This window comes from Streptomyces flavofungini (assembly GCF_030388665.1).
In the GTDB taxonomy this organism is placed as follows: domain Bacteria; phylum Actinomycetota; class Actinomycetes; order Streptomycetales; family Streptomycetaceae; genus Streptomyces; species Streptomyces flavofungini_A.
Genome location: NZ_CP128846.1, coordinates 6,749,897 through 6,762,904, shown reverse-complemented (window position 1 = coordinate 6,762,904; position 13,008 = coordinate 6,749,897). Strand labels below are relative to the sequence as shown.

Here is a 13,008-nt window from a genome sequence, read left to right as displayed (position 1 = left end):
AGCAACCAGAACAAAGCCGCAGGCGCGTCTGCCGGGACACCGAGCAGACGCGCCTGCGGCTTCTACCGGGCTGAGCCCTAAAGAACCGGCAGGTTCTTGCGGAGCTCGAAGGCGGTCACCTCGGACCGGTACTCCTCCCACTCCTGCTTCTTGTTCCGGAGGAAGAAGTCGTACACGTGCTCGCCGAGCGTCTCGGCGACCAGCTCCGACCGCTCCATGAGGGCGATCGCCTCGCCGAGGTTCTGCGGCAGGGGCTCGATCCCCATGGCGCGCCGCTCCGCGTCGGAGAGGGCCCAGACGTCGTCGTCGGCGCCCGGCGGCAGTTCGTAGCCCTCCTCGATGCCCTTGAGCCCGGCGGCGAGGAGGACGGCGTACGTCAGGTAGGGGTTGGCGCCGGAGTCGATGGAGCGGACCTCGACGCGGGCCGAGCCGGTCTTGCCGGGCTTGTACATGGGCACGCGGATGAGCGCGGAGCGGTTGTTGTGGCCCCAGCAGATGTACGAAGGGGCCTCGCCGCCGGCGCCCGCGGTGCGCTCGGAGCCGCCCCAGATGCGCTTGTAGGAGTTCACCCACTGGTTGGTGACCGCGGAGATCTCGGCGGCGTGCCGGAGCAGACCGGCGATGAAGGAGCGGCCGACCTTGGAGAGCTGGTACTCGGCGCCGGACTCGTAGAAGGCGTTCCGGTCGCCCTCGAACAACGACAAGTGGGTGTGCATGCCGGAGCCGGGGTACTCGGAGAAGGGCTTCGGCATGAAAGTCGCCTGGACCCCCTGCTCCAGCGCCACCTGCTTCATGACCAGGCGGAACGTCATGATGTTGTCGGCCGTGGAGAGCGCGTCGGCGTAGCGCAGGTCGATCTCCTGCTGGCCGGGGGCGCCCTCGTGGTGGCTGAACTCGACCGAGATGCCCATGGATTCGAGCATCGTGATGGCCTGGCGGCGGAAGTCCATGCCCACGTTCTGCGGGGTGTGGTCGAAGTAGCCGGAATTGTCGGCGGGGCTCGGCCGGGAGCCGTCCAGGGGCTTGTCCTTGAGCAGGAAGAACTCGATCTCGGGGTGGGTGTAGAAGGTGAACCCGAGGTCGGAGGTCTTGGCGAGCGCCCGCTTGAGCACGTAACGGGGGTCCGCGAAGGACGGGGAGCCGTCCGGCATCAGGATGTCGCAGAACATCCGGGCCGTGCCGGGGGCCTCGGCGCGCCAGGGCAGGACCTGGAAGGTGCCCGGGTCCGGCTTGGCGATCATGTCGGACTCGTAGACACGGGCGAAGCCCTCGATGGCCGAGCCGTCGAAGCCGATGCCCTCGTCGAAGGCCTGTTCAAGCTCGGCGGGAGCGACCGCGACCGACTTCAGGAAGCCGAGTACGTCCGTGAACCACAGGCGTACGAACCGGATGTCGCGCTCCTCCAGGGTACGGAGCACGAACTCCTGCTGCTTGTCCATCTCGACTTCCACCCATCCTTGCTGGTCGGAACCGGCTGCTCCCAAGCCTCGGGACGTCGCCCCGGCACACGAGCATCCCACCACACGGTTTCGTGCGCGTTGCGGCTGCTCCTTGCCCATAGTGCACGTTCGCCCGGGCACGGGGTATCCGGGACGGGTTCCTGATACGGGGCAGGGGGCCCGGCGGGGCTCCCGGGGCGGGGCGGCCGCCATCCGCCTGGCCGGGATCGGCCGGATGGCGGCGGCCTTCCGCATGTCGCCCGTGCAGTATTTGACAGAGCGCCTCCTCCGCCCGCCGACGCGGAGGCTACGATCAACGCACTCGCAAGGCCCCGGCAGTGCCGCGTACCGCCCTTTGGTTCCACGGGTTCCACGCACCGCTTTGTTCCATGCCCCGCCCCTTGTTCAACCCATCCGACTCCGCCGCATTCCGCAGAAGGACACACCATGGGTTCCGCCAAGAAGACGAGCAGCGCCGAGCGCAAGGCCCGGATAGAGGAGATGCGGCGTGCCGAGCGCGCCCGCGAGCGCCGCAACAGCGTGCTCACCATCACCTTGAGCGCCGTCATCGTCGCCGCGCTCGGCGTCGGCGGCTACTTCCTCATCTCGCAGGCCGACGACGACAAGGAATCCGGCAAGGCGGGTGACGCCAAGGCGGTCGCCAAGTTCACCACGACCGCCGACGGCGAGCGGGTCTGGGACGCCAAGAAGCTCGGCCGCACCCACGTCGGCGGCGAGGTGAACTACCCGGTGACCCCGCCGGTCGGCGGCAACCACAACCAGGTGTGGATGAACTGCAACGGCGACGTCTACACCAAGGAAGTCCCGAACGAGAACGCCGTGCACTCCCTGGAGCACGGCGCGGTCTGGGTGACGTACAACGACCAGGCGAAGCCTGCCGACTTGAAGAAGTTGGAAGCCAAGGTCAAGAAGACCCCTTACTCCCTGATGAGCCCGGTGAAGAAGCAGAAGGACCCGATCCTGCTGTCCGCCTGGGGGCACCAGCGGGTGGTGACGGACGCGGCCGACGAGCAGGTCGACTCCTTCTTCTCCACCTACGTCCAGGGCAAGCAGACCCCCGAGCCCGGTGCCGCCTGCACCAACGGCCTGGGGCAGTGATGGCGTGAGGAAGCGCAGGGACTGGCTGATCGGGGCCGTCGCCGGAGCGGTGCTCGCGGCGGGCGGCATCACCGCCGCCGTCGCGTCCACCGACGGCTCCTCGGATTCCTCCGGCTCCTCCGGTTCCGCCGACGCGCCGTCGACCACGTCCGCCGACGCGGGGTTCGCCCGGGACATGGCCGTCCACCACCAGCAGGCCGTCGAGATGTCCTACGTCGTCCGGGACCGCACCCGGAACAAGGAGATCCGTCGTCTCGCCTACGACATCGCCCAGACCCAGGCCAACCAGCGCGGCATGATGCTCGGCTGGCTCGACCTGTGGGAGCTGCCGAAGGTGCCGCCCGGCGAGCCCATGGAGTGGATGGACATGAGCGGCGCCCCCTCGGCGGGCGACGGCTCCCTCATGCCCGGCATGGCCACGAACGCGCAGATGAAGCGGCTCGGGGAGCTGAACGGCAAGCAGGCCGAGATCTTCTACCTGAAGCTGATGACCACCCATCACAAGGGGGGCATCCATATGGCTCAGGGGTGTGTCGAGCGGTGCGACGTGCCGGTTGAGCGGCGGCTCGCGCAGGGGATGGTCGAGTCCCAGGAGTCCGAGGTCGAGCTGATGTCCGACCTCCTGAAGGCGCGGGGCGCGAAGCCGTAGGGACGCCTTCGCGGTGCGCCCCGGTCCCGCCCCTTCTCCAGCCCCCGGTTCCGGAGAAGGGGCGGGACCGGGGCGCGCACCCGCGAGGGCCTACCCCCACACCACCCCCGGCGGCCGCACCCCGGCGCACAACGGCATCCCCGTCCCGTCCGTGAGCCCGACCTCCCCCGAGACCGCCCCCGCCGCCACAGCCTCCTCCGGCAGATCACCGAACCACAGCTTGGCCCGCCGGAACATCGCGAAGGTCCCGCCGGGAGGCAGATCGCCCCAGGTGAGGTAGAAGAAGCGCTCACCCCGCTTCCCCTGGACATGAGGCCCCTTGAAGTCGCTGCCGCCGTCGGGCGCGGCGACCACGGCCACCTCGAACTCGAACACCGCCTCGGCCGCGTCGGCCCGGACCAGCTGGTCGGGCTCCGCGCCGCGCTGCACCCCCACGTGCACGTCCCGATAGTCCCCGCACTCGGCCCCGGGCAGATCACGGCCCACCAGGCGCACGGTCAGCTTCTGAGTCATGCGGTTCAGTCCACCACGAGGGTCTGACAACCGCCCGTCCGCGCGGGCGGGGGTCACGCGAGGCGGCCCAGTTCCTCCCGCCGCAGCCGCCCGAGCAGCGCCTCCCCCCGCACGTACCGCTCCACCTCCGCCACCGCGTACTCCCCGAGCCGCCGCACCTCACTGCCCTGCGCGCCCGCGATGTGCGGGGTGACCAGGACGTTCGGCAGGGAGAGGAGGGGGTGCCCGGACGGCAGGGGTTCGGGGTCCGTGACGTCGAGGAAGGCGTCGAGGCGGCCGGCGGCGCAGGCGCGGGTCAGGGCGTCGGTGTCGAGAAGGGAGCCGCGCGCGGTGTTGACGACGACGCCGCCGTCGGGGATGAGGGCAAGCATGCGCTCGTCCAGGAGGCCGCGGGTCTCGGGGAGTTGGGGCGCGTGCAGGGTGACGACGCTGCTGGCCCGGCAGAGGTCGGGCAGGTCCACGAGGTCGACGCCGAGGTCGGCGGCCTGGGCGGGGGTGACGTAGGGGTCGGTGAGCAGGACGCGGTGTCCGGCGTCGGAGGCGTTGAGGGCGGCGATGACGCGGCGGCCGATGCGGGAGGCGCCGACGACGCCGATGGTGCGGGCGTCGGCGCCGGTGCGCTCGGTGAAGGGCGGCCAGCGTTCGGCGTAGCGGGCGGCGGCGGGCAGCGCTCCCTTCGTGGCGAAGGTGATCGCGGCGAGGGTGTAGGCGACGACGGGGCCCGCGTTGGCGTCGGCGGCGGAGGAGACGAGGATGCCGCGGTCCCACAGGGCGTCGGTGACCACGGGTTTGACGGATCCCGCGGCGTGCACGACGGCGCGGAGGCGGGGCGCGTGGGCGAGCACGTCGGCGGTGAGGCGGGGGCAGTCCCAGCCGGTGACGAGGATCTCGGCCCGCCAGAGCGCCGCGCGGGCGTCGGCGCCGGTGAGTCCGCCGGTGAGCGCGCCGGGCGGCAACTCCACGCTGCGGGCGAGGCGTTGGCGCAGGGCGGGGGCGAGGACGCGGTCCACCACGTCGGCACCCATGGCGACCGCGGCGGCCGGCCTGCGCCGCTTCGGCCCGGCGGACCCGGTGGGCTCCGCGGACCCGGTGGGCTCCCCCGGCTCCGCGGTCTCACGCGGCTGCTCCAGCTGATCGGGCACGCGTCGCCACCTCTCGTAGAAAACGGTTACTGACAGGCGTCAGGAGGCTAGGCCCCCACCGTGACAGCGGTCAAGAGTGGGCAGGCAGCACCAAGGGAGAGCGCTGCGAAGGGGGTTGACCGGCGACAGTAACCGCTTTAGATTCCCGGCACCTTGTCCCGACAGCAGTGTTCAAGACTGGGGGTTCCGTGTCAGCGGTGACGAAGGACCGGGCCGAAATCGAGGCGGTGACACCGCCGACGGAGCCCACCAAGGGGGCAATTGCCCGCAAAAGCGGGCGTGGTGAGAAGTGGAAACGGTTTCAGCGCACTCGGCTCCTGGTGCTGCTCATGGTGCCGGGCCTCGCGTACTTCCTGGTCTTCCACTACGGCGCGTTCATCGCGAACGCCGTGGCGTTCAAGGAGTACGTCCCCTTCGACGGCCTGTGGGCGAGCCCCTGGGTCGGCACCGAGAACTTCAGCCGGATGTTCGGCGACCCGGACTTCTGGCAGGCGACCTGGAACACGCTGTTCATCGCGGTGCTCCAGCTCGTCTTCTTCTTCCCCGCACCGCTCGCCCTCGCGCTCCTGCTGCACAGCCTGACCTCGGACCTGCTGCGCCGCTTCACGCAGTCCGTGATCTACCTGCCGCACTTCCTGTCCTGGGTCGTGGTCGTCGCGCTGTTCCAGCAAGTCCTCGGTGACACCGGCCTGTTGAACTCCACGCTGAGCGACGCGGGCCTGCACACCGTCGACATCATCGGCAACCCCGACGCGTACAAGCCGCTCGTCGTCCTCGAAGTGATCTGGAAGGACGCGGGCTGGGGCACGATCATCTTCCTCGCCGCGCTGATGCAGGTGAACGAGCAGCTCTACGAGGCCGCGGCGATCGACGGGGCCGGCCCCTGGCGCCGCTTCTGGCACGTCACGCTGCCCAGCATCCGGCCCATCGTGATCCTGCTCCTGATCATGCGGCTCGGCGACATCCTGTCCGTCGGCTTCGAACAGATGCTGCTGCAACGGCAGTCGGTGGGCCCGGAGGCCGGCGAGGTCCTGGACACCTTCGTCTTCTGGCAGGGCATCGTCGGCGGCGACACCGGCTACGCGGCCGCCGCCGGACTCTTCAAGGGCGTCGTCGGCGCGGCGCTCGTCTTCACGGCCAACCGGATCGCACACCGGCTCGGCGAGCAGGGGGTCTACAAGTGAGCAGCCACAGCGCCGTCCGCCCCGCCTGGATGGAGCGGCCCCGGCCGCTCACCAGGGCCGCCAAGGGCGTGGCGGTCACCGTCGTCCTCGCACTCGTCCTGATTCCCTTCCTGGTGATCGTCTCCACCTCGCTCGCGTCCAACCGGGAGGTCGTCGCGGGCGGCGGCTGGGTGCTGTGGCCGAGCGAGCCGACGCTGCGCGCCTACCGCACCGTCCTCAGCGGCGGCATCGTCACCGAAGCGCTCGGCGTGAGCGTCGCCCTGACGGCCGCGGGCACCCTCTTCTCGCTCGCCTGCACCACCTTCCTCGCCTACGCCCTCGCCCGCCCCGGCGTCTTCGGCGGCAAGCCGGTGCTGCTCCTGATCCTGTTCACCTTCCTCTTCCCGCCCGGCATGATCCCGGCGTTCCTGCTGGTCAAGGGCATGGGAATGATGGACACGTACACGGCCCTGATCGCGCCCGTGCTCATCAACGTCTTCAATCTGATCGTCCTGCGCGGCTTCTTCCAGGGCATCCCCGAGGAGCTGTACGAGGCGGCGCGCCTGGACGGCGCGAACGACTGGCAGATCCTGTGGCGGGTCGTGCTCCCGCTGTCGAAGGCGGCACTCGCGGTGGTCTCGCTGTTCTACGCGGTGAGCTACTGGAACGCCTGGTTCCATGCCTCGATCTACCTGGAGTCCGACCACTGGCCGCTCTCCCAGGTGCTCCGTACGTACGTCATCGGCGGCTCCCAGATCGCCGACACGGGCCTGAGCGAGGCGGGCCAGGTCTCCGCGTCGCAGACGACCCAGATGGCCGTCCTCGTGATCGCGACCGTGCCGATCCTGCTCGTCTACCCCTTCCTGCAGAAGTACTTCACCAAGGGCGTGCTCACCGGCGCCATCAAGAGCTGATCCGACTCCCCGTCCCCGCCGAAAGGTTGACCCCATGTCAGGTACCCAGGGTTCCTCGCGCCGCCCCATGGGGCGCCGTGCGCTGCTGCGCTCGATCGCCGTCGGCGGCGCCGCCCTCGCCGCCCCGGCCGTCCTCACCGGCTGTGCCACCGGCTCAGGCGGCGGTGGTGGCGTGTCCAACGCCGGGAAGAAGATGGCCCCTTGGCCGACCTTCACCCCGACCCGGGGCCCGGCGCCCGACCTCGCCCCGAGCACCGCGGGCGTGCAGGCGGGCTTCACCTCGTATCCGCAGCGCCTGGTGACGGCGACGGACGGCAGGGCGGGCACCGGCAAGGAGAAGATCCGCGTCCTGACCATCACGTACGGCACGCCGCCGAAGCCCGCGGGGTCCAACAAGTACTGGCAGGCGATGAACGAAGCCCTCGGCGTCGAGGTGGAGTTCACGGTCGTGCCGGACGCGGACTTCCGCTCGAAGATGGCGACGCTCATGGCGGGCGACAGCGGGGACCTGCCCGACCTCATCAACATCGGCGGCGGGTACGTCCTGCCGCGCGAGGCGCAGTTCGTGAAGGCCCGCTGCGCCGACCTGTCGGAGTACCTGTCGGGCGACGCGGTCAAGGACTACCCGAACCTCGCGGGCATCCCCACCTACGCCTGGGAGGGCATGGGCCGGATCGGGGGGCGCCTTTACGGCCTGCCGGTGGAGCGGGCCAAGGTGCAGGGCGCGATGTTCATCAACCGTGAGGCCTTCGACAAAGCGGGCTACCGGCCGGGCATGTCGGCACCGGCCTTCCGGGCCATGGTCAAGGAGGGCTCGGGCGGCGGCAAGCACATGCTCGGCACCTCGACCGTCGGCTACTACGGCTACCTGTACCACGCCATGTGGCACGGGGCGCCGAACGAGTGGCGGTTCAAGGGCGGCAGGGTCACGCCCATGTACGGCACCGAGGAGTTCAAGGCCGCCCTGGAGTTCATGGCGCGACTGCGGGCCGACGGCGCCTACAACTCCGACGCCACCTCGATCTCCCAGGTCGACCTCAAGACGCAGTTCTACAACGGCACCGTGCGCTCCATGACGGACGGCTGGGGCGCGGTGCTCTCCAACGCGCAGGGCATCAAGGACGCGTACACCCTGGACGCCGCCGTGCCCTACGAAGTGCCCGGCGCGAGCCCCGTCTACCAGCAGAACCGCGGCTGCTTCGGCTACACCGTCGTCAAGAAGGCGTCCAAGGAGCGCATCCGCCTCATGCTGCGCGTCCTCGACTGGCTGGCCTCGCCGTTCGGCTCCAAGGAGTACCAGCTGATGCACTACGGAGTGGAGGGCACCCACTTCCGCTTCGACAAGGCGGGCGACCCGATCCCCACGGAGCGCGGTCTCGTCGAGTCCCGTACGAACCTGCCGTTCCCGTACCTGATGGACGCGCCGCAGCCGCTGTACTTCCCCGGGCAGGCCGCTCTCACGAAGCGCCTGCACGCCTGGGAGAAGAAGGTCGTGCCGCTGCTCGCTCGCAACGACCGCTGGGGGCTGCAGTCGGCGACCTTCAACCGGGTCGGCGCCTCGCTCCAGCAGATCGTCGAGGACGGCGTGACGGCCGTCGTCTCCGGCCGCAAGAGCCTGTCCTCCTGGGACGACGTGTACCGCAAGTGGCGGTCGCAGGGCGGCGACAAGTGCGCGGAGGAATTCGAGGAGGAGTACGAGGCGGCGCACTGAGGCGGGGGCGGGGGCGCGATGATGGTCCCGGGCGCGCCGCTCGTACGTCGTGCGCGCGTTCGTCCGCCGCCCAAGGGCGGCCGGGGCCGGGCGAGTCGAGGAGAGGCAACAGTGGGGGAACGGGTCACCATCCGCGAAGTCGCCGCACGCGCGGGGGTCTCCGTGGCGACCGTCTCGCGGGTCCTCGCGGGCAACTATCCGACGTCCGCGGCCTCGCGGGCGAAGGTGCAGCGGGCCGTGAAGGAACTGGACTACGTCGTCAACGCGCACGCGCGCGCGTTGGCGGGCGCCGGGCGCAAGACCATCGCGGTGCTCACCTACGACGTGCTGAGCCCGTTCTACGCGCACGTCGCGCAGGGCGTCGAGATGGAGGCAGCCCGGCACGGACGGCTCACGCTCGTCGCCTCCACCGGCAGCGATCCCGCGCGGGAGCTCGCGCTGGTGCAGATGATGCGGGAGCAGGCCGCCGAGGCGGTCGTCCTCGTCGGCGGGGTCATCGAGGACGACGAGTACCGGCAGCGGATGGCCCGGTACGCCGAGGCCCTCGCCGCCGCGGGCTCCCGCCTGGTGCTGTGCGGGCGGCCCGCGCCCGCGCCCGACGTGCCCGCCCTCGTCGTCGAGTACGACAACGAGGCGGGCGCCTACGCCGTGACCAGCCATCTGCTCGGGGCCGGGCACCGGCGCATCGCCCTCATCGGCTACCAGCCCGGCAACACCACCGGGGAGGACCGGGTCCACGGCTATCTGCGGGCCCTCGACGACCACGGGGTGCCGCGGTCCGACGCGATCGTGCGCGGGGTCGGGTTCGGGCCGCACCACGGGTACGAGGCGATCCGGGACCTGCTGCGGGAGTCCGACGGGAAGCCGGAGTTCACCGCCGTGTTCGCCGGGGACGACCGGGTGGCCGCGGCCACGGTGGTCGCCCTCGGGGAGTACGGGCTCTCCGTCCCCGGGGACGTGTCCGTCGTCGGCTACAACGACGATCCCGTCGCCTCCGACATCACGCCCGGGCTCACCACCGTCCACATCCCCGCCGAGGAGATGGGACGCACCGCCGTCCGCCTCGCCCTCGCGGGGGCGCCGCCGCGGTCGGGGCCCGAGCGGCACGTCCTCGGCACCCACATCGTGGTCCGCTCCAGCGTGCGGCGTCTTGCCGTGGTCCCGGGGTCCGCCTGAGCCGCCGCCCCACGAGGCTCTGTCCTGTCCCGCCGACCGGGGGGCCGGTGCGGCGACTGGTCGAGTGGCGTCGCTGGGGTTCGGGGGTTCGGGGGGAGGGTGGGCACAGCACACGCCGACGACGCCGTCACGCCTCGCTCGTCGCGAGGATCGCCCCGGCCACCTCCTCCGGGCGTGCGCGCATCAGGAGGTGGCCCGCCGGGGTCAGGGCGCGGTAGGTCGCCCCCAGTGCCGTGGCCAGGGCGCGTTGGCGGGTCAGCCAGGGGTCGGACGCGGGGGTGCGGGCGGTGGACGCCGCGAGGACCGACACCGGAGCCCCGGCGGGCATCCGCGTCCCGCGCCGCAGCACCGCGAGTCCGTGCGCCACGTCGCCGTACGTCGCGTACTCCACGAGTCCCGCCCGCCACACCCGACTCGCCCCGTAGAGCGAGCACAGCTCCCGCGGCGCCGGGCGCCCCGCCAGCCACCGCGCCGGCGGCCCCACGGCGAGCGGCACCCCGGCCGCCCCGAGCACCGCCCCGCCGACCCGGGCGGCGGCCACCCGCGCGGCCCGTGCGGGAACGGCCCGCGCCGACTCCGCCACGCTGGAGTCGACCAGCACCACCCCGGCCGTCCGCCGAGGACAGAGGCGGGCGAACGCCTCCACGTGGAACCCGGCGAGCGAGTGCCCGACGACGGTCACCGCCGCCCCGCCGAGCCCCACCGCGTCCAGCACGAGGCCGATCCGCTCGGCCTCCCCCGCCAGCGTGGGCGCCTCCCGCGCGGGCCCGCTGAAGCCGAGCCCGGGGCGGTCGAAGCGGACGACGGTACGGGAGGGGGCGAGGAGCGCCACCACGGGGTCCCACTCGCGCCAGGCAAGGCCGAGGCCCGCGCTGAGCACGCACACGGGCCCGGTCCCGGTCACGTCCACGTGATGCGGAACCCCGTCGATCCGGACGAAGGACCCTGTGGACCCGGCGGACCCGAAGGAACCGGTGGCCCTGGCGGAACCGATGGCCCCGATGGCCGCCGCCCTCACTCCCGGGGCCCTGATCGCCGTACCGGCCACGCCACCACCACCAGCCACACCGCGATCGTGAGCAACTGAAGTCGCTGCGCGACCCCGAGCCCCCACGTCCCGTGACCGGCGTCGAAGGCGGCGACGGCCGCGAGCGTCCACACGGTGGCGGCCAGTTCGACGCCGAGGAGGACGGCGAGGAGGCCGCCCGTGCGGACGTCGCCCCGCGCGCCGGCTCTGCGCACCACGACCGTGAGCAGCACCATGCCCACCAGCGCTCCCGCCACCGCGACACTGCTGCTGACGGCGTGCGCGGAGTGCGCCGTGGGCACGAGCCCGGCCCGCTCCCTGGCCGCGCAGGCCGCGTCCGCGGTGGGCGCGCAGCTCAGCGGCAGCCGTGAGTCGGCCGCGGTGGCCGCGCCGAAAACCGCGACGCCGACCCAGCCGAGGGTGCTCAGGAGGGCGAGGCCGCGCGGGAGCCCGGCGGTCCTGGCGGGCCGGAGGAGCGCGAGGACCGCCCCGGCACACACGAGGACGCCCGCCGCGAAGTCCAGGGAGCGGAAGAACGTCCCGTACGGCTGGTCCTCGGCGGCGAGTTCACTGACGTAGGACCGCAGCGGTGAGAGCCCGGTCGGCAGGAACGCTTCGAGGGCCCAGGTGGTGTAGGCGAGGGCGCCGAGCACGAGGAGGGCCGCGACGGCCGTGCGGGCGGCGTCGCGGGCTCGGGTGTCGGGATGCTCGGGTGACATAGGGGGACAAAGGCTAGTCCGTGGTGTTCGCGCGCTGGTGGTCAGGGTGAATCCACTCCGGTCTGCGGTACTTGAGGAAGGCGGCGGGCGCGACGAAGCCGCGCCGCACGTGCGGCTGCGTGGCGCGCAGCCGCACCGCGGCCACGAACATCAGCAGGTAGGCGATGAGGTAGATCTGCACGGTGATGACGGAGAACATCCAGTACGCGCTGGACACGTCGTCGCTGAACGCGTACAGGACACCGATGAGGGTGGTCACGACTCCCTGCGCGACCATGGTGTCGAGTAGGACGCCGTGCCGGTCGAACTTCTGCAGGAACGGCGGCAGGCGGAGACGTGCACGCCGTTCGTCTCCGTGCCCGCGTACGACAGGACGTTGTTGACGATGAGGACGAGGCCGGCCAGGCCCGTCCAGGGCGACAGCCAGTGGTCGGGGCTCATCGGCGCCTCGGAGGGATTGCCCTGCCCCAGGAGGACGACGCCGAGCGCGACGAGCACGACGCCCGGCACCAGCGTGCCGACCACCAGGCCGAGCGAGGAGAGGCCCGCGACGGTCTTCGTGCCGCGCGAGGTCACCCCCCACCCCGGTCCAGTAGATGACGACGATGGCGACGGCCACGTAGAGGCCGTGCAGGGCCATCGACGGGGAGGGGCGCAGGCCGGCCACGTTCGCCGCCACCGCGGCCCCGGGCGTCGCGCCGTTCCGCCCGGGTTCGTCCGTGGTCGTCATGGGCTCATGATCGTCGGAGGGTGCCGGGCCCGCATGTCACCCCATACCCAGGCGGGGTAGGCTCCGGGCCGTGACCCCGAAGAGCCCGACGACGCGCGCGAGCCAGCTCGCGCTGCTCCTCGCGCTCCTCTTCGGCATCGTGGCGATGCATTCGCTGGGGCACCCCCGGGAGCACGGGGCGAGCGCCGAACGGGCTATTGCGGGTGGGGCCGCAGGGGTGGCTGCGGATGGTGGACACGCGCGCGGGGAGAGCCGCGTGGTCCACGCGCGCGGGGAGAGCGGTAGCGGGCACGCGCGCGGGGAGAGCGGTGGCGGGCACGCGCGCGGGGTGATGGCCAAGAGCCCGGCATACGTGAGCCCGACGGTCACGACTCCGGCGGGCGTCAGCCCGACGACCGTGCGCCACGCGGCCGCCGCGGCCCCGAACAGCACCGGCCCGGAGGTCCTGGGTCCGGCCGCGGGCGGCCCGACGGGCGGCCACGACTCCGGCATGGACCCCCTCTCCGTCTGCCTGGCCGTCCTCGGCGCCGCCCTCACCCTCGTCCTGCTGCGCGCGGCGGTACGCCACCGGCTGTGGGGCGCCCCCGCGTACGTGCCCGGCCGGGCCCGCCTCCTCGACGCCCTGCGGCCGAACCCTCCGCCGCCCCGCGCCCTCCTCACCCGCCTCTCCGTGCTGCGCGTATAGGCCGCCGTACCGGCTGTTTCG

At 71.9% G+C, this 13,008-nt stretch carries 14 protein-coding genes; 7 read left to right on the top strand and 7 right to left on the bottom strand.

Annotated elements, in window-relative coordinates; genetic code table 11:
• Positions 1 to 77: 77 nt before the first annotated feature.
• Positions 78 to 1,439: a glutamine synthetase family protein gene (locus QUY26_RS28880; RefSeq protein ID WP_289956150.1), complete on the bottom strand. Its 1,362-nt coding sequence runs from the start codon at positions 1,437 to 1,439 to the stop codon at positions 78 to 80.
• A 447-nt stretch (positions 1,440 to 1,886) separates the two neighbouring features.
• Between QUY26_RS28880 and QUY26_RS28875 the strand changes: the two genes are divergently transcribed.
• Together QUY26_RS28875 and QUY26_RS28870 are read left to right on the top strand one after the other, a co-directional pair.
• The gene (locus QUY26_RS28875) at positions 1,887 to 2,558 is read left to right on the top strand and encodes a DUF3105 domain-containing protein (protein ID WP_289951662.1); all 672 of its coding nucleotides are present in this window, start codon (positions 1,887 to 1,889) and stop codon (positions 2,556 to 2,558) included.
• A gap of 4 nt (positions 2,559 to 2,562) precedes the next feature.
• A complete protein-coding gene (locus tag QUY26_RS28870; RefSeq protein ID WP_289951659.1) occupies positions 2,563 to 3,207 on the top strand; it encodes a DUF305 domain-containing protein in 645 nt (214 codons plus the stop codon).
• Between the two features lie 90 nt (positions 3,208 to 3,297).
• Here the strand turns inward: QUY26_RS28870 and QUY26_RS28865 are convergent, their stop codons facing one another.
• Complete coding sequence (locus QUY26_RS28865) at positions 3,298 to 3,720, bottom strand: DUF5990 family protein (protein ID WP_289951657.1); 423 nt, start codon at positions 3,718 to 3,720, stop codon at positions 3,298 to 3,300.
• Between the two features lie 53 nt (positions 3,721 to 3,773).
• On the bottom strand, positions 3,774 to 4,745 hold the full coding sequence (locus QUY26_RS28860) for a hydroxyacid dehydrogenase (protein ID WP_289956148.1): 972 nt from the start codon (positions 4,743 to 4,745) through the stop codon (positions 3,774 to 3,776).
• Between the two features lie 446 nt (positions 4,746 to 5,191).
• On the opposite strand from QUY26_RS28860, the gene QUY26_RS28855 reads away from it, so the two are divergent.
• The 4 genes from QUY26_RS28855 to QUY26_RS28840 all read left to right on the top strand — a co-directional run bounded on the left by QUY26_RS28855 (position 5,192) and on the right by QUY26_RS28840 (position 9,826).
• Positions 5,192 to 6,046, top strand: coding sequence for an ABC transporter permease (locus tag QUY26_RS28855; RefSeq protein ID WP_289956146.1), 855 nt, complete (start codon positions 5,192 to 5,194; stop codon positions 6,044 to 6,046).
• 29 nt (positions 6,047 to 6,075) lie between these two features.
• Positions 6,076 to 6,939 (top strand): carbohydrate ABC transporter permease, encoded by an 864-nt coding sequence (locus QUY26_RS28850; protein ID WP_289956144.1) that lies wholly within the window; start codon positions 6,076 to 6,078, stop codon positions 6,937 to 6,939.
• Positions 6,940 to 6,973: 34 nt separating this feature from the next.
• On the top strand, positions 6,974 to 8,650 hold the full coding sequence (locus QUY26_RS28845; protein WP_289951655.1) for an extracellular solute-binding protein: 1,677 nt from the start codon (positions 6,974 to 6,976) through the stop codon (positions 8,648 to 8,650).
• A 111-nt stretch (positions 8,651 to 8,761) separates the two neighbouring features.
• Positions 8,762 to 9,826, top strand: a complete 1,065-nt coding sequence (locus tag QUY26_RS28840) for a LacI family DNA-binding transcriptional regulator (protein WP_289951653.1) — start codon at positions 8,762 to 8,764, stop codon at positions 9,824 to 9,826.
• Between the two features lie 127 nt (positions 9,827 to 9,953).
• Here QUY26_RS28840 and QUY26_RS28835 read toward each other — a convergent pair whose 3' ends face one another.
• From QUY26_RS28835 to QUY26_RS40985, 4 genes are all read right to left on the bottom strand, one after another.
• The gene (locus tag QUY26_RS28835) at positions 9,954 to 10,730 is read right to left on the bottom strand and encodes an alpha/beta hydrolase (protein ID WP_289951652.1); all 777 of its coding nucleotides are present in this window, start codon (positions 10,728 to 10,730) and stop codon (positions 9,954 to 9,956) included.
• Positions 10,731 to 10,840: 110 nt separating this feature from the next.
• Entirely contained in the window at positions 10,841 to 11,572 is a 732-nt protein-coding gene (locus tag QUY26_RS28830) for a DUF998 domain-containing protein (protein ID WP_289951649.1), read from the bottom strand.
• Positions 11,573 to 11,585: 13 nt separating this feature from the next.
• Positions 11,586 to 11,849, bottom strand: coding sequence for an amino acid permease (locus QUY26_RS40990; protein ID WP_354670717.1), 264 nt, complete (start codon positions 11,847 to 11,849; stop codon positions 11,586 to 11,588).
• Complete coding sequence (locus QUY26_RS40985) at positions 11,828 to 12,148, bottom strand: hypothetical protein (protein WP_354670716.1); 321 nt, start codon at positions 12,146 to 12,148, stop codon at positions 11,828 to 11,830. Before QUY26_RS40985 ends, QUY26_RS40990 begins: the two co-directional genes overlap by 22 nt.
• Before the next feature lie 224 nt (positions 12,149 to 12,372).
• Here QUY26_RS40985 and QUY26_RS28820 point away from each other — a divergent pair, with 224 nt between their 5' ends.
• Positions 12,373 to 12,987 (top strand): hypothetical protein, encoded by a 615-nt coding sequence (locus tag QUY26_RS28820; RefSeq protein WP_289951647.1) that lies wholly within the window; start codon positions 12,373 to 12,375, stop codon positions 12,985 to 12,987.
• The last annotated feature ends 21 nt before the right edge of the window (positions 12,988 to 13,008 follow it).

Coding starts and splice junctions, on each gene's coding strand:
- QUY26_RS28880 (WP_289956150.1), bottom strand. CDS start 1,439: ATGGACAAGCAGCAGGAGTTCGTGCTCCGTACCCTGGAGGAGCGCGAC.
- QUY26_RS28875 (WP_289951662.1), top strand. CDS start 1,887: ATGGGTTCCGCCAAGAAGACGAGCAGCGCCGAGCGCAAGGCCCGGATA.
- QUY26_RS28865 (WP_289951657.1), bottom strand. CDS start 3,720: ATGACTCAGAAGCTGACCGTGCGCCTGGTGGGCCGTGATCTGCCCGGG.
- QUY26_RS28860 (WP_289956148.1), bottom strand. CDS start 4,745: ATGGGTGCCGACGTGGTGGACCGCGTCCTCGCCCCCGCCCTGCGCCAA.
- QUY26_RS28855 (WP_289956146.1), top strand. CDS start 5,192: ATGGTGCCGGGCCTCGCGTACTTCCTGGTCTTCCACTACGGCGCGTTC.
- QUY26_RS28850 (WP_289956144.1), top strand. CDS start 6,076: ATGGAGCGGCCCCGGCCGCTCACCAGGGCCGCCAAGGGCGTGGCGGTC.
- QUY26_RS28845 (WP_289951655.1), top strand. CDS start 6,974: ATGTCAGGTACCCAGGGTTCCTCGCGCCGCCCCATGGGGCGCCGTGCG.
- QUY26_RS28830 (WP_289951649.1), bottom strand. CDS start 11,572: ATGTCACCCGAGCATCCCGACACCCGAGCCCGCGACGCCGCCCGCACG.
- QUY26_RS40990 (WP_354670717.1), bottom strand. CDS start 11,849: ATGGTCGCGCAGGGAGTCGTGACCACCCTCATCGGTGTCCTGTACGCG.